General features: G+C 71.5%; 13 protein-coding genes. 4 read left to right on the top strand and 9 right to left on the bottom strand.

The window, feature by feature from the left end:
* Nucleotides 1–5: 5 nt before the first annotated feature.
* Nucleotides 6–1,157, bottom strand: coding sequence for an acyl-CoA dehydrogenase family protein (locus Dfulv_RS34315; RefSeq protein WP_259857967.1), 1,152 nt, complete (start codon nt 1,155–1,157; stop codon nt 6–8).
* A 620-nt stretch (nt 1,158–1,777) separates the two neighbouring features.
* Between Dfulv_RS34315 and Dfulv_RS34310 the strand changes: the two genes are divergently transcribed.
* The 4 genes from Dfulv_RS34310 to Dfulv_RS34295 all read left to right on the top strand — a co-directional run bounded on the left by Dfulv_RS34310 (nt 1,778) and on the right by Dfulv_RS34295 (nt 5,870).
* A complete protein-coding gene (locus Dfulv_RS34310) occupies nt 1,778–2,341 on the top strand; it encodes a MaoC family dehydratase (RefSeq protein ID WP_259857966.1) in 564 nt (187 codons plus the stop codon).
* Nucleotides 2,338–3,576 (top strand): CaiB/BaiF CoA transferase family protein, encoded by a 1,239-nt coding sequence (locus Dfulv_RS34305; protein ID WP_259857965.1) that lies wholly within the window; start codon nt 2,338–2,340, stop codon nt 3,574–3,576. Before Dfulv_RS34310 ends, Dfulv_RS34305 begins: the two co-directional genes overlap by 4 nt.
* Nucleotides 3,573–4,994, top strand: coding sequence for an MmgE/PrpD family protein (locus tag Dfulv_RS34300; RefSeq protein ID WP_259857964.1), 1,422 nt, complete (start codon nt 3,573–3,575; stop codon nt 4,992–4,994). Before Dfulv_RS34305 ends, Dfulv_RS34300 begins: the two co-directional genes overlap by 4 nt.
* A 66-nt stretch (nt 4,995–5,060) precedes the next feature.
* On the top strand, nt 5,061–5,870 hold the full coding sequence (locus tag Dfulv_RS34295) for an HpcH/HpaI aldolase/citrate lyase family protein (RefSeq protein ID WP_259857963.1): 810 nt from the start codon (nt 5,061–5,063) through the stop codon (nt 5,868–5,870).
* 58 nt (nt 5,871–5,928) lie between these two features.
* Here the strand turns inward: Dfulv_RS34295 and Dfulv_RS48960 are convergent, their stop codons facing one another.
* From Dfulv_RS48960 to Dfulv_RS34250, 8 genes are read right to left on the bottom strand one after another with little or no spacing between them, the layout of a single operon-like run.
* The gene (locus Dfulv_RS48960; RefSeq protein WP_406567852.1) at nt 5,929–6,342 is read right to left on the bottom strand and encodes an MbtH family NRPS accessory protein; all 414 of its coding nucleotides are present in this window, start codon (nt 6,340–6,342) and stop codon (nt 5,929–5,931) included.
* Between the two features lie 10 nt (nt 6,343–6,352).
* A complete protein-coding gene (locus Dfulv_RS34280; RefSeq protein ID WP_259857962.1) occupies nt 6,353–11,749 on the bottom strand; it encodes a non-ribosomal peptide synthetase/MFS transporter in 5,397 nt (1,798 codons plus the stop codon).
* On the bottom strand, nt 11,746–17,817 hold the full coding sequence (locus Dfulv_RS34275; RefSeq protein ID WP_259857961.1) for a non-ribosomal peptide synthetase: 6,072 nt from the start codon (nt 17,815–17,817) through the stop codon (nt 11,746–11,748). Before Dfulv_RS34275 ends, Dfulv_RS34280 begins: the two co-directional genes overlap by 4 nt.
* On the bottom strand, nt 17,814–18,995 hold the full coding sequence (locus Dfulv_RS34270) for a 2-oxo acid dehydrogenase subunit E2 (protein ID WP_259857960.1): 1,182 nt from the start codon (nt 18,993–18,995) through the stop codon (nt 17,814–17,816). The genes Dfulv_RS34275 and Dfulv_RS34270 overlap by 4 nt, the downstream gene beginning before the upstream one ends.
* Complete coding sequence (locus tag Dfulv_RS34265) at nt 18,988–19,953, bottom strand: alpha-ketoacid dehydrogenase subunit beta (RefSeq protein WP_259857959.1); 966 nt, start codon at nt 19,951–19,953, stop codon at nt 18,988–18,990. The genes Dfulv_RS34270 and Dfulv_RS34265 overlap by 8 nt, the downstream gene beginning before the upstream one ends.
* Nucleotides 19,950–20,843, bottom strand: a complete 894-nt coding sequence (locus Dfulv_RS34260) for a thiamine pyrophosphate-dependent dehydrogenase E1 component subunit alpha (protein ID WP_259857958.1) — start codon at nt 20,841–20,843, stop codon at nt 19,950–19,952. Before Dfulv_RS34260 ends, Dfulv_RS34265 begins: the two co-directional genes overlap by 4 nt.
* Entirely contained in the window at nt 20,824–22,275 is a 1,452-nt protein-coding gene (locus Dfulv_RS34255; protein ID WP_259857957.1) for a condensation domain-containing protein, read from the bottom strand. The genes Dfulv_RS34260 and Dfulv_RS34255 overlap by 20 nt, the downstream gene beginning before the upstream one ends.
* Nucleotides 22,272–23,726 (bottom strand): class I adenylate-forming enzyme family protein, encoded by a 1,455-nt coding sequence (locus tag Dfulv_RS34250; protein ID WP_259857956.1) that lies wholly within the window; start codon nt 23,724–23,726, stop codon nt 22,272–22,274. The genes Dfulv_RS34255 and Dfulv_RS34250 overlap by 4 nt, the downstream gene beginning before the upstream one ends.
* Nucleotides 23,727–23,786 lie beyond the last annotated feature (60 nt).

Genomic DNA, 23,786 nt, shown 5'->3' with positions numbered 1-23,786 from the left:
GAGATTCACTGCTCGCGTGATTCCAAACCGCGGGCGATGACCATTCGCAGAATGTCGTTCGTGCCCTCGCCGATCGCCATCAAGGGAGCGTCCCGGTAGAGCCGCTCGACGTCGTACTCCGTGGAGTAGCCGTATGCTCCATGAATTCGCATGGATTCGAGGGAGGATCGAAGAGCCACCTCCGACGCGAACATCTTTGCCATCCCGGTCTCAATGTCGGCTCGTTCGCCGCGGTCCAGCCGGTCTGCGGCCCACCAGGTCAGGAGCCGGGCGGCCTGCGTGTCCGTCGCCAGGTTCGCGAGCTTGAGCTGGATGGCCTGGAATGCGCCGATCGGCTTTCCGAATGCATGTCTTTGCCTGGCGTAGGCGCGGGCGGCGTCAAGTGCCGCCTGCGCAACCCCGACGCTGCGCGCGGCCACGTTGATGCGGCCGATTTCGAGCGCGGACAAGACCTGCTGCAGCCCGCGCCCTTCGGTCCCACCCAGGAGGCGGTCCGCTGGGACCCGGGCCTCGTCAAGCACCAGCTCGCAGGTCTCGGGTCCCTTGTAGCCGAGCTTTCCGAGGTCCCGCACGACCGCAAATCCGGGCGTGTCCCTGTCGATCAGCAGCACACTCATCCCCCGATGCCGCGGGTTTGCCTCGGGGTCGGTCTTGACGAGCACGGGTAGCGGGTCCGCGTGCCGCGCATTTGTGATCCACGATTTGCGTCCCGTGACGATGTAGTGGTCGCCGTCCTTGCGGGCTCGCGTGCTGATCCCCTGGAGGTCGGATCCGGCATCAGGTTCGGTGAGTCCGATTCCGGTTCGACGTTCTCCCGTGGCAAGCGTGGGCAGATATCGATGCTTCTGGTCATCAGTCCCGAACATCGACACCAAGCGGCATCCTACCGAGTGACTGCCGAGGATGCCGGCGACTCCCATCCAACCTCGTGCGATCTCTTCGAACACCACGGCCAGCGAGACGGAGTCGAGGCCCAGCCCGCCGAACTGGGTGGGGACTGTCATGCCGAACAGTCCCATGTCCTTCATCGTTTCGACGATCTTCTCCGGGTAGCTGCCGGCCTGTTCCATGTCCCGAGCCACCGGACGAATGTCGCGTTCCACGAAGCGCCGTACATTCTCGCGGAACTGCTGCTGCTCATCGTTCAGCTCAAACATCACTACCCTCGGGGTTTCCGCCGATAACGGCCCGGTGACCGGGACCGGATGGACTGCTGATTACGGGTCCGTTGCAAACATCGGAGATGGGGTCCGCCATGTCGCCTGACATGCGTGGCGGCCGTTTCGCGTCAGTTGCTTCCAGCTTGATCAAGAGTGGCCCATCTCCTCGGTCGGATGCCTTGCGGATCCGAAAGGCTGGCAGTCGCTGGTAGGCCGCATCGTCGAGGACGGGAGCCGGTTCCAAGGGCGCGGATCGGATCGGCGCCCAGGGCTGCTCTGAATCCCGCTGTCGGACGCGCGTGGTTCGCCGGAGGCGTGTCGTCACCTCCCGCTCTCATGCTGCGGGCGGCCCTGAGCTCTGAGCGTAAAACATCAGAGTCTTTGCTACAAGCCTCCCTGCGGGCCCGGGTGCAGGCCCCGTCGTGCGCGGCGTGCACGCATACTCCCGCGCTCAAGGGCCGAGATTATGGGCTTCCACCTGGTGTAATGGGACGTGGTACCCAACGGTGCCGTCCGTGCACCGAACACCTCAGACTGATGTTCCCGAGCTTGGATGATGGCTTGACCATTAAAGTCCGACCTTTTACGATCGGCAGCATCGACGCAGGAGGTACGAGGTGGCGATCAGACCCGGGTGGCAGGGCCGGTTCTTCGAGGACTTCGAGATCGGCGACGTTTACCAGCACCCGTTGGGCCGCACCATCAGCGAGGCCGACAACACGTGGTTCACGTTGCTGACCATGAACACGAACCAGATGCACTTCAACGACGCCTACGCCGCCCGGTCGGAGTTCGGTCGCCCCCTCGTGGTGTCCACGCTCACCCTCGCCGTCGCGGTCGGGCAAAGCGTCACCGATCTCACCCAGAACGCCTTCGCGAATCTCGGCTGGAACGACATCCGCTTGACCGCGCCCGTCTTCGCGGGTGACACACTCTGGTCGGAGTCCGTTGTCCTGTCGAAGCGGACGTCGTCGACCCGGCCGCACGCGGGAGTCGTGTCGGTCGCCACCCGGACCATCAACCAGGACGGCGTGCAGGTGTGCGCGTTCGAGCGCACGTTCTACGTCTACCGACGTGGCGCCGCGCCGCTGGACGGAGTCCGGCCGCAAACCGACGAGGGGTGGGCCGCCTCATATCACCGGGGCGCGGAGACAATCGCAGACAACGGGGGTGCGCGGTGAAGCCACTCGAGGACGTCCGGATCGTGTCTCTGGAGCAGTACGGCGCGGGCCCGTTCGGCAGCCTGCACCTGGCCGATCTCGGTGCGGAAGTGATCAAGATCGAGGATCCCCGGGTCGGCGGCGACATCGGGCGATACGTGCCGCCGTATGCCGAGGACGAGCACTCGCTGTTCTTCGAGACGTTCAACCGCGGCAAGAAGAGCATCTCACTGGATCTTGGTACAGCGGAGGGACGCGCGGTCTTCGAGGATCTCGTGCGGGTCAGCGACGCCGTCTACTCCAACCTGCGCGGTGACGTGCCGGCCAAGATGCGGATCCGGTACGACGATCTCAAGCATCTCAACCCGCGGATCGTGTGTTGCTCGCTCACCGGCTTCGGGATGACCGGGCCGCGCTCTGCCCAACCGGGCTACGACTACGTCCTGCAAGGCCTCACCGGCTGGATGGACCTCACCGGCGAGCCCGACGGGCCACCGACGAAGTCCGGACTGTCCCTAGTGGACTACTCCGGAGGATTTGTGGCCGCGATGGCATTGCTCGCCGGACTGCACGCCGCGCGCCGCGACGGGCTCGGCATGGACTGCGACGTCAGCCTCTATGACGCCGCCATCGGGCTGCTCACCTATCCCGCGACATGGCACCTCACCGCCGGCTACACACCAACCCGGACGAGGCATTCCGCGCACCCTTCGCTGGTGCCCTTCCAGGCCTTCCGGGCATCCGACGGTTGGCTCGTCGTCGGTTGCGCGAAGGAGAAGTTCTGGCAGCGACTCGCCGTCGTCATCGGCCGGCCCGAACTGGTCACCGACCCCCGCTTCATCACGTTCGCCACCCGCAGGCAGCACCGCGATCAGCTCGTCGCTCTCCTCGACGAGGTGTTCGCCACCCGGACCGTCGCACAGTGGGTTGAGCTGCTGCAAGCGGCCTCGGTGCCGTCCGCGCCGATCCAGAACGTCGCCGAGGCGCTGACCGACCCGCACACCGTGGCACGCGGCCTCGTCATCGAGACCGAACATCCCGTTCTGGGTCGGGTCCGCAGTGTTGCCTCTCCGGTACGGGTCGGGGAACAGCCTGCGGGCTACCAGCGAGCGCCGCTGCGCGGCGAGCACGGCGAGGCGCTACTGCGCGACCTGCTCGGCTACGACGAGGCCCGGATACGAGAGCTTGACCGAGCCGCCGCGTTCGGTGGCGAGCCACGCTCGGACGACGCCGAGCCGGAGGCTGCCGCCCGATGAACTCCACTCCACCGACCGTTGCGGCGCATCTGGCCGACTGGGCAGTCAGGCTGACCCTCCAGGACGTACCCGCCAGCGCCCAGGACGCAGCCTGCCGGCATCTCCTCGACGGACTGGCCGTCGCGCTCGGCGCGCTCGGCACGGGCGCGGCGGCACCTGCCCTCACGGTGGCCGGCGGACTCGGCGGTCCGGCAGAAGCCACCCTGCTGGGCACCGGCCGGCGGTTGGGTGCCCCGGCCGCCGCCTTCGCCACCGGCGCCCTGGTGCACGCCCTCGACTTCGACGACACTCACGCCGAGGGGCTGGTGCACGCCACCGCCGTCACACTGCCGGCGGCGTTGGCGGTTGGCGAACAGGTCGGCGCGACCGGCGCGCAGGTGCTGACCGCGGCATTGGTGGGCTACGAGGTCACCTGCCGGGTAGCGGCTGCCACGCCCTACGGCTTCCACCAGCGAGGCATCCATGCCACTCAGGCGGCCGGCGTGGTCGGTGCCACGACCGTGGCCGCCCGGCTCATGGGGTTGGACGCCGCGACGACGCTGCATGCCATGGGCATCGCCGGCAGCAGCGCGGGCGGCCTGATGGAGTTTCTGCACACCGGATCCTCCACCAAGCAGCTGCACCCCGGCCTCGCATCGCACGCCGGCATCCTCGCCGCCCGGCTGGCCGCCGCGGGCGCCACCGGGCCCGACTCGGTACTCGACGGCGCCGCGGGACTGTGGGCGGCGCTGTCGGACCGATCCGCCGACCCCGCCCGTGTGCTGCGCGAGCTCGGCCAGACCTGGGAAGTCACACGAGTCACCATCAAGCCGTACCCGGCATGTCAGCTCTCGCACGCGACACTCGACGCTGCCGCCACCGTGCTCGACGAACTGCGCGCCGCCGGCGGGACCGCCGAGATCGCGGAGGTCGTCGCGTTTGTCCACCCCGACAGCGCCGCGATCGTCTGCGAACCCGCTGCCGACAAGGTACATCCGCAAACTCCGTACGGGGCCAAGTTCAGCCTGCCGTGGAGTGTCGCGGCGCTGCTGGTCGACGGCTCCGTTTCGATCGGGACCTACGACGTCGCCTCGGTCGGCCGGCCGGCGGTCGCCGAGCTCGCCGCCCGGGTCCGCACGGTGCTCGCACCGTCCCGCGCGGTGGCCGCGGACGCGGCCGGCCGCGTCGTGGTGCGCCTGCGCAACGGGCGCGAGCTCACCGGCGAGGTGGCCAGCAGCCGTGGCGGGCCCGACGCACCGCTGGACGACCAGGCCATGCTGGCCAAGCTGCTGAGTCTGACGGGTGACTCACCGGCCGCGAGGCAGATGGCCGCGACCGTGCACGCACTCGCCGACCTGCCCGACCTGACCGCGCTGCTGGACGTGATCGCCCGCGCCGCGCGGACCCCGATCGGCACGCCGCCGGGGCCGGGGGAGTAGCGGTTGACCACGCCGTCGACCGCCGAACCGCGCTCATACCTCTATGTGCCGGGCGACCAGCCGCGGATGCTGGCCAAGGCGCTGGACCGGGGCGCGGACGCGATCATCGTCGATCTGGAGGATGCGGTCGTCCCGGCCGCGAAGGTCCCGGCTCGCGCGGCCGTCGCCGCGTGGCTTCGATCGCTCGCCCCACGCACAGATGTCGAGGTGTGGGTACGGCTCAATTCCGGCGCGGCTGGCCTTGATGATGCCGCGGCTGTCGTCTGGCCAGGTCTGGCCGGAGTCATGCCTGCCAAGACGCAGTCGGTCGCCGACCTCGTCGCGCTGGACGCCGCGCTGCGCGATGCCGAGGCCGGCGCAGGGCTGCAAACCGGCCAGGTGGCGGTGATCCCGATCCTGGAATCGGCCGAGGCGGTCCTGCACGCGTCGGGCCTGGCCCGAGCACCACGGGTTCAGCGGCTGCAGATCGGTGAGGCCGACCTTCGGGCCGACATCGGGCTGCCGGCCGGCGACGGGGAGCCGGAACTGCTGTACGTGCGCAGCCACGTCGTGCTGGTCAGCGCCGCATGCCGGTTGGCGCCGCCCATCGGGCCGGTGTCCACCGATTTCCGGGACCTGGCCAGTTTTCGCACGTCGACGCGGGCGCTGGCGCGGCTCGGTTTCGCCGGCCGGGCATGTATCCATCCCGCCCAGGTCACCGTGGTCAACGACGTGTTCACGCCGGCACCGGACGAGATCGACCGGGCCGGTGCGCTGGTGGCGCGATTCGAGCAGGCGGCGGCCGCGGGCGACGGTGTTCTGCTCGACGACGCCGGCCGGATGGTGGACGAGGCGGTGGTCCGGCAGGCTCGCCGGCTGCTCGCGCGGGTGCGGTGAACGCGGTGGCTCAGGCGTGTTTCACCGCACCCGATGTGCCGGGCAGATCTGGACCGGTTCAGCAATCCACGCGGCGGCGGAGCCGCTCGGTCGCGATGAAATCGGTCAGGCTGTCCAGGTTTTCCAGTGCCTGCTGGGTGAAGTCGACGGCCACGTCGTACTCCATCTCGATCGCGTCGACGAGGCGGACGATCGCCAGCGACGACACGCCCATGGCGACGAACGAGCAGCCGGCCGTGGCGACGTCGCCCGGGGTGAGCCGCTCGTCGCACGCCAGCGAGACGGCACCGGCCAGCCAGGCGCGGATCCGGGTGCGGGCCGGCGTCTGATCGGTCCAGACCCGCTCGACGTGGTCGAGGCAGTCGTCCCGGCTGCCGCGGTGGCCCTCGGCGACCCAGCCGGCCGGCAGATCGTCCTCCGCGGCCCAGACAGAGTACTGTTCGTCGGCGTTGATCACGACACGGTAGTCCACAAGGTCCTCCTCAGTCTGACCGGCGGGCGGCGGCACGCGCCGCCGCGTCCAGGGCGTGTTGGATGTCGGTGGCCGGCGTGTCCAGCGCGGCCAGGCCGACCAGGTCGTCGGCGACGGCGTCGGGCACCTCGTCGTCGAAGCGGCGCAGCACGCGCAGCCCAACCACGGCGACGGCGGCGATGGCGATCGCGAACACGACGAACATGAGGCCAAGCCCGCGCTGCGGGCCTGTGCCGAGCACACGGCCGACGCTGCCGGCCAGCGGGCCGCCGTCGCGCAGCAGCGGCCGGAACAGTTCGGCGCCGAAGGGTGCGATGATTCCGAACCCGATCGGCATCGTCGACCACGCGATCATCGTGTTCAGGGAGAACACGCGCCCGTGCAGCCGCTGCGGCACCTTGACCTGGATGATCGTGGTGTACACGCCGTTGAGCAGCGTCAGGGACAGCGCGAGGCCGAGCGCGCCGGCGCCGATCAGGACAAGGTTCTCTCGCAGGCCGGTGACGAGCGCGCACGCGGCCAGCCCGAACGTCGCGACGAGGACGCCGAACATCCGCCGGTGCCGCGGCCCGCCCCAGGCGGCCATCACCAGGCCGCCTACGAACACGCCGAGCGCGGACACGAACGACACCTGGCCGACCTGACGCAGCGTGCCGAACGACAGGACCAGCGGCGAGATCATCAGGAAGATCGCGGACAACGGCAGGTTCAGGACGGCGAACCAGAGCAGCATGCGACGGAAGTTCCGGTTGCCCCAGACGTACCGGAAGCCGCCCACGATCTCCGCGCGCAGCGTCTCGTGGCGGCGCCACGGCATGGTGGCGGGGAACCGCACCGCCAGAATGATGACCACCGCGATGACGTAGCTCGCCACGTCGAGCGTGAGGATGCCGCGCAGCCCGATCGCGGCGAGCAGCCCGGCGCCCAGCAGCGGGGCGATCAGCTGGGCCAGGCCGGCCCCGAGCTGACCGATGCCAGCCGCGTGGCCGAGCAGTCGCTTCGGCACCAGTTGAGGTATCGCGGAGGTGTATGCGATGCGCTGGAACGACAGCGCGACCGACAGCGCGACCGTGGCCGGATAGAGGGCGGCAACGCTCAGATGCCCGGCCCAGAGCAGCGCGGCCAGCACCGCCTGGACCCCGCCGGCGGCCAGGTCGCCGGCGAGCACGATGCGGCGCCGGTCGTACCGGTCGACGAGCGCCCCGGCGATCGGCAACGTGAGCAGACCCGGCACCAGGCCGAGCACCGCAAACAACGCGAACTGCTTGACCGACCCGGTGGTTATGTAGATCCAGACCGGGATCGCGAACTCGGTGAGCGCGGACCCGAACATCGACATCAGCTGGCCGGCGGAGACGGCCGCGAACCGGCCGAGGCTCGGCTGCGGGCCGGTGGCGACCTGACGGCCGTGCGACACAGCGTGCCGGAACCAGGTGCGATCCGGCTCGTCGGCGGGCGCCTCCGGTTCGAACATGGGCGTGTCGATGATCTCGGCGATCTCGGTGGCCCGGTACTTCAGGAAGAAGTGGCCGGCCTCTCGCAGCACCACGACGGCACTGTGATCGGACAGGAAGTGCCACTCGCGGAACCGTTCCTCGTAGAACTCGGTGGCCGGATCGCGAGTGCCGACGATGGTGACGAACGAGGCGCGCAGACGCTCGGGACGGGTCGCGTACATCTCGGTGTAGTACTGCTCGGCATCGAGGGAGTCGCGGCGCATGTTGCGCACGATCCGGCGAGCCTCCGCCGGGTCGAGGTCGCCGATGTCGGAGCCGATCGAGGTCAGCCAGTTCTGGTAGATCCGGTCGCCGCGCAGAGACTCCATCTGCGCGAGCTTGGCCAGCGTTCGGGCCAGGCGACCGCGCGGCTTGGCGAACGGGAACATCGCGCCGATGTAGACGGTGCGCACGTCGCGGCCGGCCGCTTCGAGCCGCCGGGCCAGCGCGACGGCGAGCGCCGACCCGACGCCGCAGTGGCCGTACAGGCTGATCGGTCCGGCGATCGTCTCGATGATCTCCTCGACGCAGCGGTCGATGAGTGCGTCGAAGTCGAGCCGCTCCTCGATGACGCCGACGTCGTGGCCGGGGATGCCGAGCGACCACAACTCGTACCGTTCCGGCAGCGCGTCGGCCAGCGGCTGGTACACCACGGCGCTGCCGCCGCCGAACGGCACGCACACCAGCGAGATGTCGGCGTGTGGCCGGTTCGGTGTGAGCCGATGGATCAGCTTCCGCGGACCGTCGGCCGGCCGGTCGATCAGGGCGGCGAGTTCCCGCACGGTCGGGTTCTGGAACAGGTCGATGACACCGACCGCTGCTCCGACCTTGCGGAGCCGGGCCACCACTTGCATCCCCAGCAGCGAGTGGCCGCCGAGGTCGAAGAAGTCGTCGTCGGCGCCGACCGACGGAAGATCGAGCACGGCCGCCCAGACGTCGGCGACGACCTTTTCGGTCGCGGTGGCCGGCGTGGCGCCGCCGCTCGCCGTGCGGACCGGCGCCGGCAGCGCCCGCCGGTCGAGCTTGCCGTTCGCCGACAGCGGCAGCACGTCCAGCTCGACGAACGCGGCCGGGATCATGTAGTCGGGCAGCAGCCGCTTCAGCGTGGCACGTTCCGGCGCGGCACCGACCACGTACGCGACGAGCCGCTGGTCGCCGGGCCGGTCCTCGCGAACGATGACGGCGGCGTCCCGTACGCCCGCCTGCTCGCGCAGCACCGCCTCGATCTCGCCCAGTTCGATGCGCAGGCCGCGCAGCTTGACCTGGCCGTCGATGCGGCCGAGAAACTCGAGCGTGCCGTCCGGCCGCCAGCGGGCCAGGTCGCCGGTGCGGTACAACCGGGCGCCGGGCCGGCCACCCGGGTCGGGAACGAAGCGTTCGGCGGTCAGCCTGGGGCGGCCCAGGTAGCCCTCGGCCACCTGGACGCCGCCGATGTGCAGTTCGCCGGGCACGCCGACGGGCTGCGGCCGGAGCCGGTCGTCGAGCACGTGCAGCGTGGTGTTGGCGACCGGGGCGCCGATCGGCACCCGGTGGGCGTCGCCGAGCGCTTCAGTGGTGACGGCCCAGGCGCTGACGTCGATGGCGGCCTCGGTCGGGCCGTACAGGTTGTGCAGCTCGGCGGGTAGCTCCGCCAGGCAGCGGCGGGCAAGGTCGGCCGGCAGCTCCTCACCGGAGCAGACGATGGTGCGCAGCGTCGCGCCGCCGCGCGTTGTCTCCTCCGCCAGGAAGGCGGCGAGCATCGACGGCACGAAGTGGACGATGGTGACGCCTTCGCGGTCGATCAAAGCCCGCAGGTACGACGCGTCCTTGTGACCGCCCGGCTTGGCCAGCACCAGGCGCGCGCCGATGATCAGCGGCCAGAAGAACTCCCAGACCGACACGTCGAAACCGGCTGGCGTCTTCTGCAGGACCACGTCGTCGGAGGTGAGCCGGAAGCGTTCCTGCATCCAGGCAAGCCGGTTGACAACGCCGCGATGGCCGTTGGGCACACCCTTGGGCCGTCCGGTCGAACCGGAGGTGTAGATGACGTAGGCGGTGTCGGCGGCGGTCGCGGTGACGGGCTGCGGATCAACCGCGTCGCGCCGGTCGCCGGCGACGGGCCCACCCGCCGCCAGCGCGTCGAGCCGGATCACCGGGCAGGTGGCGAACGCGTCGTTGAGCTCGGCCGGCGGGTCGAGCACCAGAACGGCACGCAGGTCGGCGTCGGCTGCCATGAACGCCAGCCGCTCGACCGGGTAGTCCGGGTCGAGCGGTACGTACGCGGCTCCGGTGCGCAGCACGCCGAGCAGCGCGCCGGGCAGTTGGAGCGAACGCGGCGCGCACACGCCGATCCGCGTACCCGGTCCGGCGGCCACTGACCGCAGCGCGGCGGCCACCTGGTCGCAGTAGCGGTCCAGCTCGGCGTAGCTCCACGTGGTGCCCTCGAACGTCACGGCCGGCGCGGTCGGCGTGGCGGCGACCTGCGCGGCGAAGAGGCCGGGCAGGGTGGCTTCGGTGTCGAACGGGGCGGCTGTCGCGTTCCAGGCGGCCTGAGCCGCGCGTTCGTCGTCGTCACGCAGGTCGAGCGCGGCCACCGGCGACAGCGGGTCGGCGACGGCTCCACGCAGGAGCGCGGTCAGGTGGCCGACCAGCCGCTGCACGGTTGCCGCGTCGAACAGCGTGGTGTTGTAGATGAACTGGCCCCACAGCCCGCCGTCGGCGGTATCGCTGACATACAGCTCGAGGTCGTACCGGGTCGCCCACGACGTGATCTCGTACCCGCCGAGACCGTCACCGCGGCTTGCGGGTCCGTCGACCCGGCCGTAGTTCTGCACCGCGAGCAGCGCCTGGAACAACGGTGACCGGGATACGTCGCGTGGCAGGTTGAGGTCGGCGACGATGCGCTCGAAGGGCGTGTCGGCGTGGGCGAACCCGGTGAGCGCGGTCTCCCGTACCCGCAGCAGCAGGTCGGTGAACGTCGGGTTGCCGCTCAGGTCGACGCGCATGACCAGCGTGTTGACGAAGCAACCGATGACGTTCTCGAGCTCCGGGACGCCGCGGCCGGCGACCGGGGAGCCGATCGTGAGGTCGCTCTGGTGCGCGTGCCGGCCGAGCAGATGGGCGTACGCGGCCAGCATCGTCATGTACAGCGAGGCGCCGTGATTGTCGGCCAGCGCCCGGACGCCGGCCGCGAGGTCGGCGTCGATCTCGAATTCGACGCTGCCGCCGTCGTAGGTCTGTTCGGCCGGGCGCGGCCGGTCGGTCGGCAGCGCCAGCGGCTCGACTCCGTCCAGGTGCTGCGCCCAGTGGGCAACGTCGGCCGCCGGCTGGTCGCGCTGCCAGGCCGCGTAGTCGCCGTACTGGATGGGCACGGGAGGCAGGTCGCTGCCGTCGTACGCGGTCATCAGCTCGGCCAGCAGCAGCGGCACGGACCAGCCGTCGACGGCGATGTGGTGCACGGTCATCGCCAGGATCGCGTCGTCCGGGGCGAGCCGGATCAGCGCGGCGCGCAGCGGCTGTTCGGCGGCGAGGTCAAAACCGCGGGCGTGTAACGCCTCGACCGCGGCTCGGGCGTCGTCCTCGTCGGCGGCATCGACGACGTCCAGGTCGACGGCCGGGTCCTGGTCGATGACCAGCGTCGGAATCCCGTCGTCCCGTGCCGGGAACCGGGTCCTCAGCGCCTCATGGCGGGCGACGACGCGGCGGAGCGCCTCGGCCAGCCGGTCGGCGTCGATCGCGCGCCGGATACGCTTTGCGACCGGCACGAGGTAGGCGCGGTTGCCGGGCGCGTACTGCTCCATGAACCAGAGCCGTTCCTGCGCGTACGACAGCGGCGGCACCGTGCCGGCCGGACGGGTGGGAATGGTCCGGGTCGCCGTGCGCCGGCGCAGTCGTTGGGCCAGCAGCGCCTGGCGGGCGTCGTCGACGGTCATCGGGTCTCCGCTTCCAGCAGGCTGGCCACCTCGTCGTCGCTGAGGCCGGCCAGATCGTCGAGCAGCCGCTGTTCGACCGCGGCAGCCAGGTCGGCCAGCCGGCGATGCGTGAAGAGCAGGCGGATGGGCAGGTCGAGGTCGGTCATGGCGCGCAGCCGGGCGGCCACGCGAACGGCGAGCAGGGAGTGACCGCCGAGTGCGAAGAAGTCGTCGTCCACTCCGACGCCGTCGAGGCCGAGGACCTCGGCCCAGATGTCGGCGATCAGCTGCTCGGCATCGGTGCGCGGCGGCGCGGATGGTCCGGGCCGGTCGGCCACGGGCGGCGGCAGGGAACGTCGGTCGATTTTGCCGGTGGGCGTGCGGGGGAGCGAGTCGAGCGTGATCCAGCGGTCCGGCACCATGTGGCCGGGCAGTTGGGCCGCGAGCCGGGCGCGCAGCGCGTCAGCCGGCGCGGAGCCGGCCACGTACGCGACCAGGGCTCCGTCGTGTGCGGCCACCGCCGCCCCGGTCACCCCCGGGCACGCGAGCAGGTGGTTCTCCACCTCGGCCGGTTCGATCCGGAACCCGCGTACCTTCAGCTGATCGTCGAACCGGCCGGCGAAGTCGAGGCGGCCGTCTGCCCGCAGCCGCACGCGGTCGCCGGTCCGGTAGGAGCGCGCGCCGCGCCACGTGACGAACCGGTCCCGGGTGAGGTCGTCCCGGCCGAGGTAGCCGCGGGCGAGGCCGGCGCCGCCGAGCAGCAGTTCACCGTATGCGCCGGGTGGCACCGGGCGCAGGTCGGCGTCGACCACCGCGACGCGCACACCGGGCAGCGGCGCGCCGATCGCCGGCGGGCCGGCCGTGTCGTCCGGGCCGAGGTCGGTCGAGGTCGCGATGATCGTGGCCTCGGTGGGGCCGTATGTGTTCACCAGCCGTACGGTGTCGCCGAACCGGGCCCGCCAGCGACCGACGGCTGCCGCGTGCACCGCCTCGCCGCCGAGGATGACCAGCCGCAGCCGGGGCGGCCAGGCGATCGCGTCGATCTGGGCGACCAGGTCGTGCCAGTACGCGGTGGGCAGGTCGAGCACGGTGATGTCGGCTCCGGCCGGACCGGCGAGCACGTCGGTCAGGCTGAGCGGGCCGTCGGGGAGCAGCCGCACCGTGGCTCCGGCGCCGAGTGCGGGCCAGATCTCCTCCGCGTGGGTGTCGAACGCGAGCGGCGCCAACTGGATGATCGTGTCGTCCGGGCCGAGCCGGTAGTCGCGACGCATCCAGTCGACCCGGGCGGCGAGCGCTTCGTGGTCGACGACGACGGCCTTCGGTGTGCCGGTGGATCCGGACGTGTACAGCACGTACGCGGCGCCGTCCGGTGTCGCGTGGTCCGTTGCGGAGTGCTCCGGCGTCGCTTCCGGCGGCGTGAGCACTCGCAGGTCGTCCGGCCATGGTGCGTCCCCGACGGCCAGGACGGTTCCGCTGCCGGCGATGAGCTTGGCGATCCGTTCGGCCGGCTGTCCGGGATCGATCGGCAGATACGCGCCACCGGCGCGCCAGATCGCCAGCAGCGCGACAATGGTGTCGATGTCCCGGTGCGCGGCGACGGCGACGACCGGATCGCGACGCGGGCCGCTCGCCCGGACTCCGGATGCGCGCAGCGCGGTGGCCAGTGTGTCGGCCCGGCGGTTGAGCTCGGCGTACGTCAGCGACTCGGCGCCGCAGCGGACCGCGACCGTGTCCGGCGCCGCGAGGCGGGGCAGCCCGGCCACCGGTGGCCGCCCCGGCGCGTCGGTCGCCGGGGCGGCCAGCGAGTCGACCAGCGCCTCGTCGTCGGCGGTCAGCAGTGGCAGCGCGCCCACCAGGGTGGTCGGATCGGCGGCGATCCCGGCGCACAACACCTCGAACCGGCGCACCCAGCGGTCGACCGTCGCCGCGTCGAACAGGTCGGTGTCGTAGCCGAAGACGAGCGCCAGGCCGTCGGTGGTCCGCCACGCCTCCAGCATCAGGTCGAACTTGGACTGGCGGTAGCCGGAGTCGAAGAACGACGCGTGCAGGTCGGCGAACCGCTCGACCGGGGCGCCCTCGTCCTGGGTGTGCAGGATGCACATGGCCTGGAACAGTGGCGGCGTCGACGCGTCCCGGCCCGCCTCCGCGACGAGGTGTTCGAACGGCGCCTCGGTATGGGTCAGCGCGTCCAGCACGCACTCGCGGGCCCGTCCGAGCAGGTCGGTGAACGGCTCGGCCGGGTCGACCTGGTTGCGCAGCACGACGGTCCGGGAGAAGTAGCCGACGGCCCGCTCGATCTCGACCCGGTCCCGGGCCGCCAGGGTCGAGCCGACCAGGACATCGGATTGACCGGCGTGCCGGGCGAGCAGCACCTGGTAGGCCGCGATCAGCACGGCGAAGAGGCTGGTCCGGGCGCGGCCGGCCAGGTCTTCGAGGCGGGCGGTGACGTCGGCGGGCAGGCGGGTGCCGAGGAACCCGCCGCGGTGCATGGGCTGGGCCGGACGGGGCCGATCGGTCGGCAGGTTGAGAACGGTCGGATCGGTGAGCTGTTCCCGCCAGTACGCGAGATCGGCCTCCGGGTCGCTGTTCGCCGCGGGTACGGGTGGCAGCGGCGCCAGCGGCTGGTCGGCGTAGAGCGCGGCAAGGTCCTCACGCAATACGTTGAGCGACCAGCCGTCACCGGCGATGTGGTGCATGATCAGGCAGAAGACGTGATCGTCCGGGCCGATCCGGAGCAGCGAGGCACGCACCGGTGCGCCGGTCCGAAGGTCGAACGGCGTGTTCGTCCGGTGCGCGGCGGCAGCTCGGGCAGCCGCTTCGGATTCCAGGTCGAGCTCCTCGAGCGGCACGACGGCGGGTCCGATCTCGACGGTCGGATCGCCCCCGACCTCCGGATAGGCGCACCGCAGCGCGAGGTGCCGGGCGGCCAGCGCGTTCAGGGCTCGCCGCAGCGCGTGGCGGTCCAGTTGGCCGCGCAGGCGGAGCACCAGGAACATGTTGTACGAGGCGTCGTGCGGGTCCAGCCGCTGCAGGAACCACAGGCGGCGCTGGGCGTCGGACAGCGGCGGTGCGCCTGCCGGCACCGCATCGGCACCGACGTCGCCGGCAACCGGGATCCGCCGGGCCAGCGCCTCGACCGTCGGATGGTCGAACAGGTCGCGGACGGTCAGGCCGGGCAGCCGCGCGGCGACCTTGGCGGCCAGCAGCGAGTGACCGCCCAGTGCGAAGAAGTCGTCGTGCGCGCCCACCTCGGCAGCGCCGAACACTTCGGCGAATACGGCGGCGATGCGCGTTTCGGCCGCGGTACGCGGTGACACGTACTCGGCGACGGCGTACGGTCGCGGGTCGGGCAGGGCGGCCCGGTCCACTTTGCCGTTCGGGGTGAGCGGCAGCGTGTCGAGCACCGTGATGGTGCTCGGCACCGCGTAGGCCGGAAGCATGTCGCGGGCCGTGTCGTGGATCGCGGCGGGGTCGACGTCGGCGCCGGGGCGGGCTGTGACGTACGCGGCGAGCGCATCGTCGCGGACCGCGGCGACCGCGGCGGCGACGCCCGGGCAACCGGCGAGCACGGCCTCGACCTCGCCCAGTTCGATCCGGTGGCCGCGCACCTTGACCTGGGTGTCGAGCCTGCCGAGGAATTCCAGGGTGCCGTCCGCCCGTCGGCGGACGCGGTCGCCGGTGCGGTACATCCGTGCTCCTGCCGGACCCCAGGGGTCGGGCACGAAGCGGTCGGCGGTCAGCCGCGGCCGGCGTAGGTAGCCGAGCGCGACGCCGGCACCAGCGATGACGAGTTCGCCGGGCACGCCGGTGGGGACGGGTCGCATCCGGTCGTCGACGACGTAGACCCGGGTGCCCTGGATCGGGCCGCCGATCGAGACATCCGCCGGTCCCTCGGGCACCGGCCAGAACGTCGACCAGATCGTGGTCTCGGTCGGGCCGTACACATTGGTCAGCCGGCCGACCTTGCCGCGCAGTTCCGCGGCGAGGGTCGCCGGCAACGCCTCGCCGCCGACCAGCGCGGCAGGCACGTCATGGTCGAAGCCGGCGGCCAGCAGCATCCGCCAGCCGGACGGGGTGGCCTGCACATCGGTGACGTCGTTCTTGGCGATGAGCGCCCGCAACGCCGCGCCGTCGCCGGTCTGCGTGTCATCGGCGATGACGACCCGGCCGCCGCGGCTGAGCGGCAGGTACAGCTCAAGTCCGGAGATGTCGAACGACAGCGAGGTGAGCGCGAGCCAGGCGCGGCCCGTTTGCGGTCCGATGATGTCGGCCATCGCGGCGATGAACGCGGCGAGCGCGCCGTGCGGCACGACCACGCCTTTGGGCCGTCCGGTGGACCCCGAGGTGTACAGCACGTAGGCCGGGTCATCGGGGCCGATGGCGGTGATCGGCGCCACCTCGTTCACGGGATCCTCGTCAGCGGCGTCGATCAGGAGCGACGCCGCGCCGAACCGCTCGGCGAACGAGGACTCGGTGAGCACCGTGCTGACGCCCGCGTCGGCGATGACAAACGCGAGCCGGTCGGCCGGGTACGCCGGGTCGAGTGGCAGGTACGCGGCGCCGGCCCGCCAGACCGCCAGCAGCGCGACCACCATCGCCGGGCTCCGGGACAGCCCGACGCCGATCAGCGGTCCGCGTCCGCGCAGGCGGGCGGCCAGCCGGTCGACCTCGGCGTCGAGGTCGCGGTAGGTGAGATCGACACCGTCACCGGTGATCGCGACTGCGTCCGGTGTGGACCGGGCCTGTGCTTGGAACATCTCAGCGACCAGCGGAGTGATCTGCCCGGCGCCGGTGTCGTTCCATCGGGTCAGTGCCTCGCGCTGTTCGTCGTCGTCGAACCAGCGCAGGTCACCGATCGCGGTGTCGGGCCGCCGGGCCGCGTCGTCGAGCAGGATGAGCAGGCGGCGGATCAATCGCTGTGCGGTGCCGGGGTCGAACAGGTCACGATCGACGGTGAGCACGCCGACCGCAGCCGCGGGGCCTTGGATGACGTCGAGAGCCACGTCGGTGCGGGCGGAGTCGAACGGATGGTCCAGCAACTCGACGTCGAGGTCGCCGAGGTGCGGCCGGTCCTGCTCCTGCCGCAGGTACATGATCATGGCTTGGAACAGCGGCGTGCGGCTGCGGTCGCGGGGTGTGTCGAGCGCCGACACCACGCGTTCGAACGGAGCGGCATGGCTCAGCGCGCCGAGCACGGTCCGTCGGACGACCCGCAGCAGCGCGCGGAACGTCGGATCGCCCGACAGATCCGTCCGCAGCACCAGCGTCTCCGCGAAGCAGCCGACGCGGTCGGCGAGATCCGGGTCGTCGCGGCCGAGCACCGGCGTGCCGAGGCAGATGTCGTTCTGGCCGCTCATCCGGCCGAGCAACAACGAAAACGCCGCGACCAGCGCGGTGTACACGGTGGTGCGCTCGGCTCGGGCCACGGTCTCCAGCCGGCGCAGCAGGTCGACGGGGATGTCGAAGACGACGGAGCTGCCATGGCCGCGGCGCACCGGAGGCCGGGGGCGGTCGGTCGCCAGATCCAGCACCGGGGCGCCGGCCAGCCGTTCGGTCCAGTATCCGAGGTCCGGCGCGTCGCCGGCCGGAACCGGCGGCAGTTCGGGCAGCTCCGGTAGCACAGCCGGGGCGCCGGTGGCGTAGGCGTGGTACAGCGCGTCGAGATCGCGGCGCAGCACCTGCAGCGACCAGCCGTCGGCCGCGATGTGGTGGGCAACGAGCGCGAGCACGTGCTCATCCGGTCCGACGTCGATCAGCAGGCAGCGAACCATCGGGCCGACGGTGAGGTCGAACGGCCGCGTGACGAATGCGGCGACCAGGTCGCGGGCGTCCTCAAGGCCGGTCACGACGGCGGTCTCCAGCCGGACGCCGTCAGGTGCCGCCGTCAGCACGGGCGCGCCGTCGAACAGCTCGACCCGGGTGCGCAGGCTCTCGTGCCGGCCGGTCAACGCATCCAGCGCGCGTTCCAGCGCCGCCCGGTCCAGGCGTCCGCGCACGTGCATGACGAGAGGCAGGTGGTACGACGCGTCGGCCGGGTCCAGTTGGTGCAAGAACCACAGTCGCTCCTGTGCGGCGCGCAGTGTGCTCATCGCGGCTCCTCGTGCGGCGGATTCTGTAATGTCTGAGTCAGGGTTTCGTTGAGTGCGCGGTGCAGCGCGGCCAGAAACTGGGCCGCTTCGCGGCCGTTGATGACGCGGTGGTCGTAGGCCAGACCGACCTGTGTCACGGTCCGCGTCGCCGGTTGGCCGTTGTCGTCGAGGTACAGTTCGGGACGCGGGGCGGTGACCGCGACCGCGCACGTCTGCCCCGGGAACACGATTGGGATGGCCAGGCTCACGTGGGCGTCCAGGTGGAGCGTCAACGTGATGTTCGCACCGTCGAGGTCGGACTGACGGAACGTGCCGCTGGCCGCCGTCACCCGGTGCCTGGTCAGTGTCCGGGCGATCTCGGCGATCGTCGCGGTGTCGGCGTCTCGTACCACCGGAACGTAGAGGCCCTCGCCGAGGTCGACGGTGACGCCGACATGCGCGGCGCCGGACGGATGCACGGTGTTGCCGTCGTCGTCGAGCCGGGCGAAGCACATCGGTTGGGCGGCGTGCACCGACCCGATCGCGGCGACAAAAAGTTCGGCGAGGCCGACCGGCCGCCGTACTGCGCGCGCCAGTTTCGGCGCCTGGTCGAGCGCGGCGCCGACGTCAATCGTCATCGCGGTGTAGGCGGCCGGGATGGTGGCGGCCGAGCGCGCCACGGTGCGCGCGACCGCACGCTGGTTGCGAGACAAGCTGACGGACCGTTCGTTCGCCGCGGACGCCGTCGCGCCGGGCGGCGACGTGGCGGCGGGGGCAGCGACGAGGCCGGCCAAGGCGTCGATGTCGGCCCGGCGGATGATCGGGCGGCCGAGCGCGACAACGCGCTCGGCGTCGACGCCGAGTTCGGCCATGCGGGCGCGAGCCGGTGCGGTGATCGTCGGGCCGGAAGCGCCGGAAGCGCCGGAAGCGTCGGTTGGTCGCGAGACCGGCGCCTCGGCCGGGACGGCGGGATCGTCAACGAGTGCGATGACCTGTCCGGGGGTGATTTCGGCGCCGGTCGCGGCCCGGTGGCGCAGTACGCCGCCCGTCGCGGCGGCCAGCTCTTCGACCGCCTTCGACGTCTCCACCTCGGCGACCGGGGCGCCGGCCGCCACCGCCTGGCCGTCCGGGGCGAGCCAGGCGAGCAACAGATAGCTGTCGTCGTTGTTGTTGAGCTTGGGCACCGCGATCTCAGCCATGGACGGTCCTCACCAGGGCGTCGTAGATGGTCTCGGCACTCACGAGCACTTGACGCTCCAGATGCGGCGCGGTGGGGATGACGGTGTCGGCCGCATGGACGAGCGTCACGGGCGCGGCCAGGTCCGCGAAGTGGCGCGCATGCACGTGATGCGCGACCTCGGCGCCCCAGGTGCCGCCGGCGGTGCTGTCTTCAGCCACCACCACATGCGCGACCGGCGGCAGGTCGAGGTCGACCGGATACAGCCGGGACGGCACCACCAGAAGGCCGGCGATCTCCTGTTCGACCAGCAGCATGCGCAGCGCGGTCATGGCGCGCTCGGCCATGCCGCCGGGCGCGATGAGGATCAGCTCCGGCCGTTCTCCGGTGCCGACGAACGCCACGCCCGCCCGCACCTCCACCGTGAACGGGTCGATCACGGTGTGCATCCGGCGGGTGTAGAGGATCTTGTCCTCGACGAACACGCACGGCTGCGCGAGCGCCAGCATCTCGGCGAACACCTCGGCCGCGTCGCGGAAGGGCGACATCTCGAACACGTTGAGGCTGGGTACACCGATCAGGTGCTTCGTCAGACTCTGGCTGTGCGTCGGTCCGTAGCCGCGGCCGCCGCCGCTGGGGCAGCGCACGATCAGCCGCATCGGCAGCCGGTTGCCGTACATGGTGACGGACTTGGCGGCGAAGTTGACCAGCGGGTCGAAGCCGAGTGTCAGGAAGTCGGCGAACATGTACTCGACGATCGCGGTGTCGCCGGCCAGGGCCAGGCCGGCCGCGATGCCGGTCATGGCCGACTCGCTGATCGGGGTGGACAGGACCCGGTCCGGGAATCGGGTGGAGAGCCCACGCGCGACCTTGAACGCGCCGCCGTACGGGTCGAGGAGATCCTCGCCGATGAGGTACGCCCGGTCGTCGCCGGCAAGGACCGTGTGCAGCGCGGCGTTGATGTTCTCGGCGACCCTCATCGGTCGGTCCACTCGGCAGGCGGGCGGGCCGACAGCTCGGCGACGACGCGGGCGACGCGTTCCCGCTGCGCACGGTCGAGATCCGGCGCGGCGGCGGCCAGTGCCGGATACCAGTCGGCCAGTGCCGCGACGTGGTCGGCGGGACGGGTGTCGTCGCCCTTGCTGTGCGGGCCGAGCCGCGGGGTGCGGAACTCGGCGATCAACGGCGCACCGTCCCGCACGCGAGCGACGAGCGGCGCCAGCTCCGCCCGGATCGCGGCCGGGTCGGTCGCGGTGATCTGCGTGTGGGCCAGACCGAACGCGGCGGCGCGCCCGGCGATGGTGCCGGCCATGGCGTGTTCGGTGGGCGTCGACTGGGCGATGCCGTTGTGCTCGACCACGACCAGCAACGGCAGGTGCCACAGCGCGGCCATGTTCAGCGCCTCGTACACGGCGCCCTCGCCCCAGGTGCCGTCGCCGATGTACGCGCAGACGAGCGCACCCGGCTGGTGGCGGCGCAGGTGCAGCGCGAGTCCGGCCGCGATCGGCAGGCTCTCGCCCTGGACCCCGGTCGAGAGGTATCCGGGGCGGTGGATGTGCTGGCTTCCGCCGACGCCGTGGCACACGGCGCCCACCCGGCCCATGATCTCGGCCAGGAGTCCCTCCGGGTCGTCGAACCGCGCGAGGTAGTGGCCGTGACCGCGGTGGTTGCTCAGCACGTGGTCGTCCGGTTCGAGCAGGCTGCTCACGGCCACGGGCACGTACTCCTGGCCGAGGCAGGTGTGCGTGGTTCCGGACAGTTCGCCGCGCGCGAAAAGGTCGAGTAACGCCGTCTCGAAATGCCGGATGAGCAGCATCGTCGCCCGGTCGGTGGCGAGCCGGTCGGGGGCTTCAGCGGGCGCCGGCGGCATGCACGACTCCATTGACCGTCGGGTGGTCGAAGAACGTGTCGATGTCGACGTCGATGCCGAGCGTCTTGCGCATCCGCGCGATGATCTGCGTCGCGGTCAGCGAGTCGCCGCCCAGGTCGAACAGGTCGTCGTCGGGACCGATGGTGTGGTCGCCGAGCACGTCGCGCCAGATGGCCAGGACCGGCTCGACGAGCTCACCGCCGTGTGCCGGCGCCGGCGCGGAGGCGCGCGCCTCGACGGCGACGGGCGCTGCGGATGTGGTCGGGGCGAACAGGTCGCGCAGTCGGGTCGCCGGGGCGGCGGCGACCTGTGTGAGCACCCCGCACAGGTCCTCGGCGAACCGGGCGGCGACCGGCGCCGCCGCGGCCGAGTAGCGCAGCCTCGCGGTGACGGTCGTGCCGTCGTCGACTGCCTGCAGTTGCAGGTCGCCGCGGACACTGCCGGCGAATGCCAGCCAGTCCACGTCCACCGGGGCGCCGTCGAACCGTGGTGCGACGGCACCCCGGCGGTAGCTGACGGAGACGGGCGCCACAGCGGCGTGCGGCCGCAGCCGGCGCACCGCACGGGCCAGCGGCACCGACCGGTGCGGGTACATCGCGCGGAGCGCGGCGCGCAGTTCGGCGGCGAACTCCGCGAACGAGGAGTCAGGATCGGGCTGTGAGTCGACAGGAAGTTCCGTCGCGTACGGGCCGACGGCGTCGACCGGGCCGGGCTCCCGGGTGGACAGGTCGATGCCGGTCGTGACCCGCGGGTTGCCGTGCCCGCTGAGCGTCGCGTGGATCGCGGCCAGCAGCGTCTCGAACCGGGTCAGCCCGGGCAGGTCAGGCACGGGCGGCTCGAACGCATGCACCTGCCCTGCCCCGTGATCGCGACCGGTGAGAACGTGGTCGCCGACGACCACGGGCAGCGGCTCGGCCCACCGGCCGGACCAGAACTCAGCCGCCGCGGTCCGGCGGCCGGCCAGCCGTGCGGCGTCGGCGGCCAACTCGTCCGCGGCGGTGCGGGGTAACGGATCCGGGATCTCACCCGCGTAGAAGGCGGCCAGATCGCGGAGCAGCACCTCCTTGGACTGTCCGTCGAAGACCAGATGATGCGCCGTGATCAACAGCGTCCGGCCGAACAGTACGAACCGGACCAGCGGCCCTTCGGCGAGGTCGAACGGTCGCGTGATCTCCTCGTCGACCGACTCGTCCGGCCCGGCCACGCGCAGCCCGGCGGCGGAGGCCCGCGTGAGGTATGCGACGCCGTCGCGGTCGACGATCGCGCTGGACAGCAGCGCATGCCGTTCGACCACGGCCGCGCAGGACTTGGCCAGGAGGCCGACATCCGGGTCGTGGGCGAACGTGACAACCAGCGGCATGTGGTAGGCGGTGGGGACGACGCCGGACGCGGCGACCCACATACCGTGCTGAGCCGCGGATGCCTGGATCATGTCAGGCTCCTTCGCAGGGATCGTTTGTCGACCTTGCCACCGCGGTTGCGCGGAAGCTTGTCCATGGCGTGGACGCGGGAGGGGATCTCGTGTGGCGCGAGGCGGTCGGCGAGGAACGCCCGTAGCGCCGTCGGGGTCAGCGCCGCGTCGCCGCTGACCACGATCACGGCGGCCAGTTCGACGCCGAGCACCTCGTGCGGCAGCCCGACGACGGCGGCGTCGGCGACCGCCGGATGCTCGTGGATGGCCGCCTCGATCTGGAGTGTCGACACCCGGTGGGCGCCGGTCTTGACCAGGTCGCTGTCCCGCTCGACGAGGTACAGGTAGCCGTCAGCGTCCAGGTAGCCGACGTCGCCCATCCGGACCCAGCCGTCCTGGAACGCGGTGGCGCTGGTCGCCGTGTCGCCGAAGTACGTGCGGGTCGGGGCGGGCGAGCGCATCCAGACGGCGCCGATCTCGCCGGGCGCGCAGGGCCGCCCGTCGTCGATGACGCGCACGCCACCGCCGGCGATCGGCCGGCCCACGCTGTCCGGGCGCTCCGGGTCGTACGCCATGGCGGTCTGTGCCGGGGCGGCCTCGGTCGAGGTGTAGTAGTTGACGATCGTCGCGTTCGGGAACGCTGCCACGAGGCGGGCGGCGACCGGCCCCGGCAGCGGAGCGGCGGCCGACCCGAGCAGCCGCACGCTGCTCAGGTCATGGCCGTCGGCCACGGTGAGCAGCTCCATGGCCATGGCCGGGACCACGAACACCGTGCCGGCGGACCAGCGTGCGATGGCACGCGCGAAGCGCAACGGTGTGAACTGCGGCAACGTCACCACAGCGGGGTGGGCGAGCAGCGCGTTCATCAGCATGATCTGCGCCGCGTTCGTGCCGATCGCGAACGCGTGCAACAGGTGGCGCGAGTGCCGGAACGGCCGGTGCCGGGCACCTGACCCGTACGTGACGTTGGCGTGACTGGCGGCGACACCCTTGGGTCGTGCGGTCGTGCCGGACGTGTACAGGATCTGGGCCAGGCTGTGCGGTGTGGACCGGTCTTCGCCGCATTGCGAGCCTGCGCCATCATCGGCGGCGTGGGTCCATCCGCCGGGCCAGTCGGGCGCGCCGCCCGCGTGCACCAGCCCGACAGCACCGCAGTCGGCGAGCATGTGCGCCAATTCGGCGGGTGCCGCGTCGTCGGAGATCGGCACGGCGACCGCGCCCAGGCGCTGCACCGCCACGTACGCGACCGCGTAGTCGAGCCATTCGGCAGCACCGAACCGCAGGCCGACGCGATCGCCCGGCGCGACGCGGCGCTGCTGCAGCTGCTCGGCGAGGTCGGCCGCACGGCGCTGCCAGGAGCCGAAGGTCAAGGCGCCGATGCCGTCGACGACGAGAGCCTCCCGGTCCGGCTCCGATGCGGATCGGTCGGCGAGGAGGCGTGGAACCGTTGTCGGGGGCGCGTGCAAAACCACGGCGACAGGGTTGCACGGCGCAGTGACATCCTGCAATATTCCACGCAGCTGACTTTAGAA

Source organism: Dactylosporangium fulvum (assembly GCF_025137375.1).
Lineage (GTDB): Bacteria > Actinomycetota > Actinomycetes > Mycobacteriales > Micromonosporaceae > Dactylosporangium > Dactylosporangium fulvum.
The sequence above is the reverse complement of the archived record's forward strand: the minus strand, read 5'-3'. Positions and strand labels throughout refer to the sequence as shown.

What these genes read in the sequence shown, in the direction of transcription:
- Dfulv_RS34315 (WP_259857967.1), bottom strand. Translation starts at nt 1,157, where the DNA reads ATGTTTGAGCTGAACGATGAGCAGCAGCAGTTCCGCGAGAATGTACGG.
- Dfulv_RS34300 (WP_259857964.1), top strand. Translation starts at nt 3,573, where the DNA reads ATGAACTCCACTCCACCGACCGTTGCGGCGCATCTGGCCGACTGGGCA.
- Dfulv_RS34295 (WP_259857963.1), top strand. Translation starts at nt 5,061, where the DNA reads ATGCTGGCCAAGGCGCTGGACCGGGGCGCGGACGCGATCATCGTCGAT.
- Dfulv_RS34280 (WP_259857962.1), bottom strand. Translation starts at nt 11,749, where the DNA reads ATGACCGTCGACGACGCCCGCCAGGCGCTGCTGGCCCAACGACTGCGC.
- Dfulv_RS34275 (WP_259857961.1), bottom strand. Translation starts at nt 17,817, where the DNA reads ATGAGCACACTGCGCGCCGCACAGGAGCGACTGTGGTTCTTGCACCAA.
- Dfulv_RS34270 (WP_259857960.1), bottom strand. Translation starts at nt 18,995, where the DNA reads ATGGCTGAGATCGCGGTGCCCAAGCTCAACAACAACGACGACAGCTAT.
- Dfulv_RS34265 (WP_259857959.1), bottom strand. Translation starts at nt 19,953, where the DNA reads ATGAGGGTCGCCGAGAACATCAACGCCGCGCTGCACACGGTCCTTGCC.
- Dfulv_RS34260 (WP_259857958.1), bottom strand. Translation starts at nt 20,843, where the DNA reads ATGCCGCCGGCGCCCGCTGAAGCCCCCGACCGGCTCGCCACCGACCGG.
- Dfulv_RS34255 (WP_259857957.1), bottom strand. Translation starts at nt 22,275, where the DNA reads ATGATCCAGGCATCCGCGGCTCAGCACGGTATGTGGGTCGCCGCGTCC.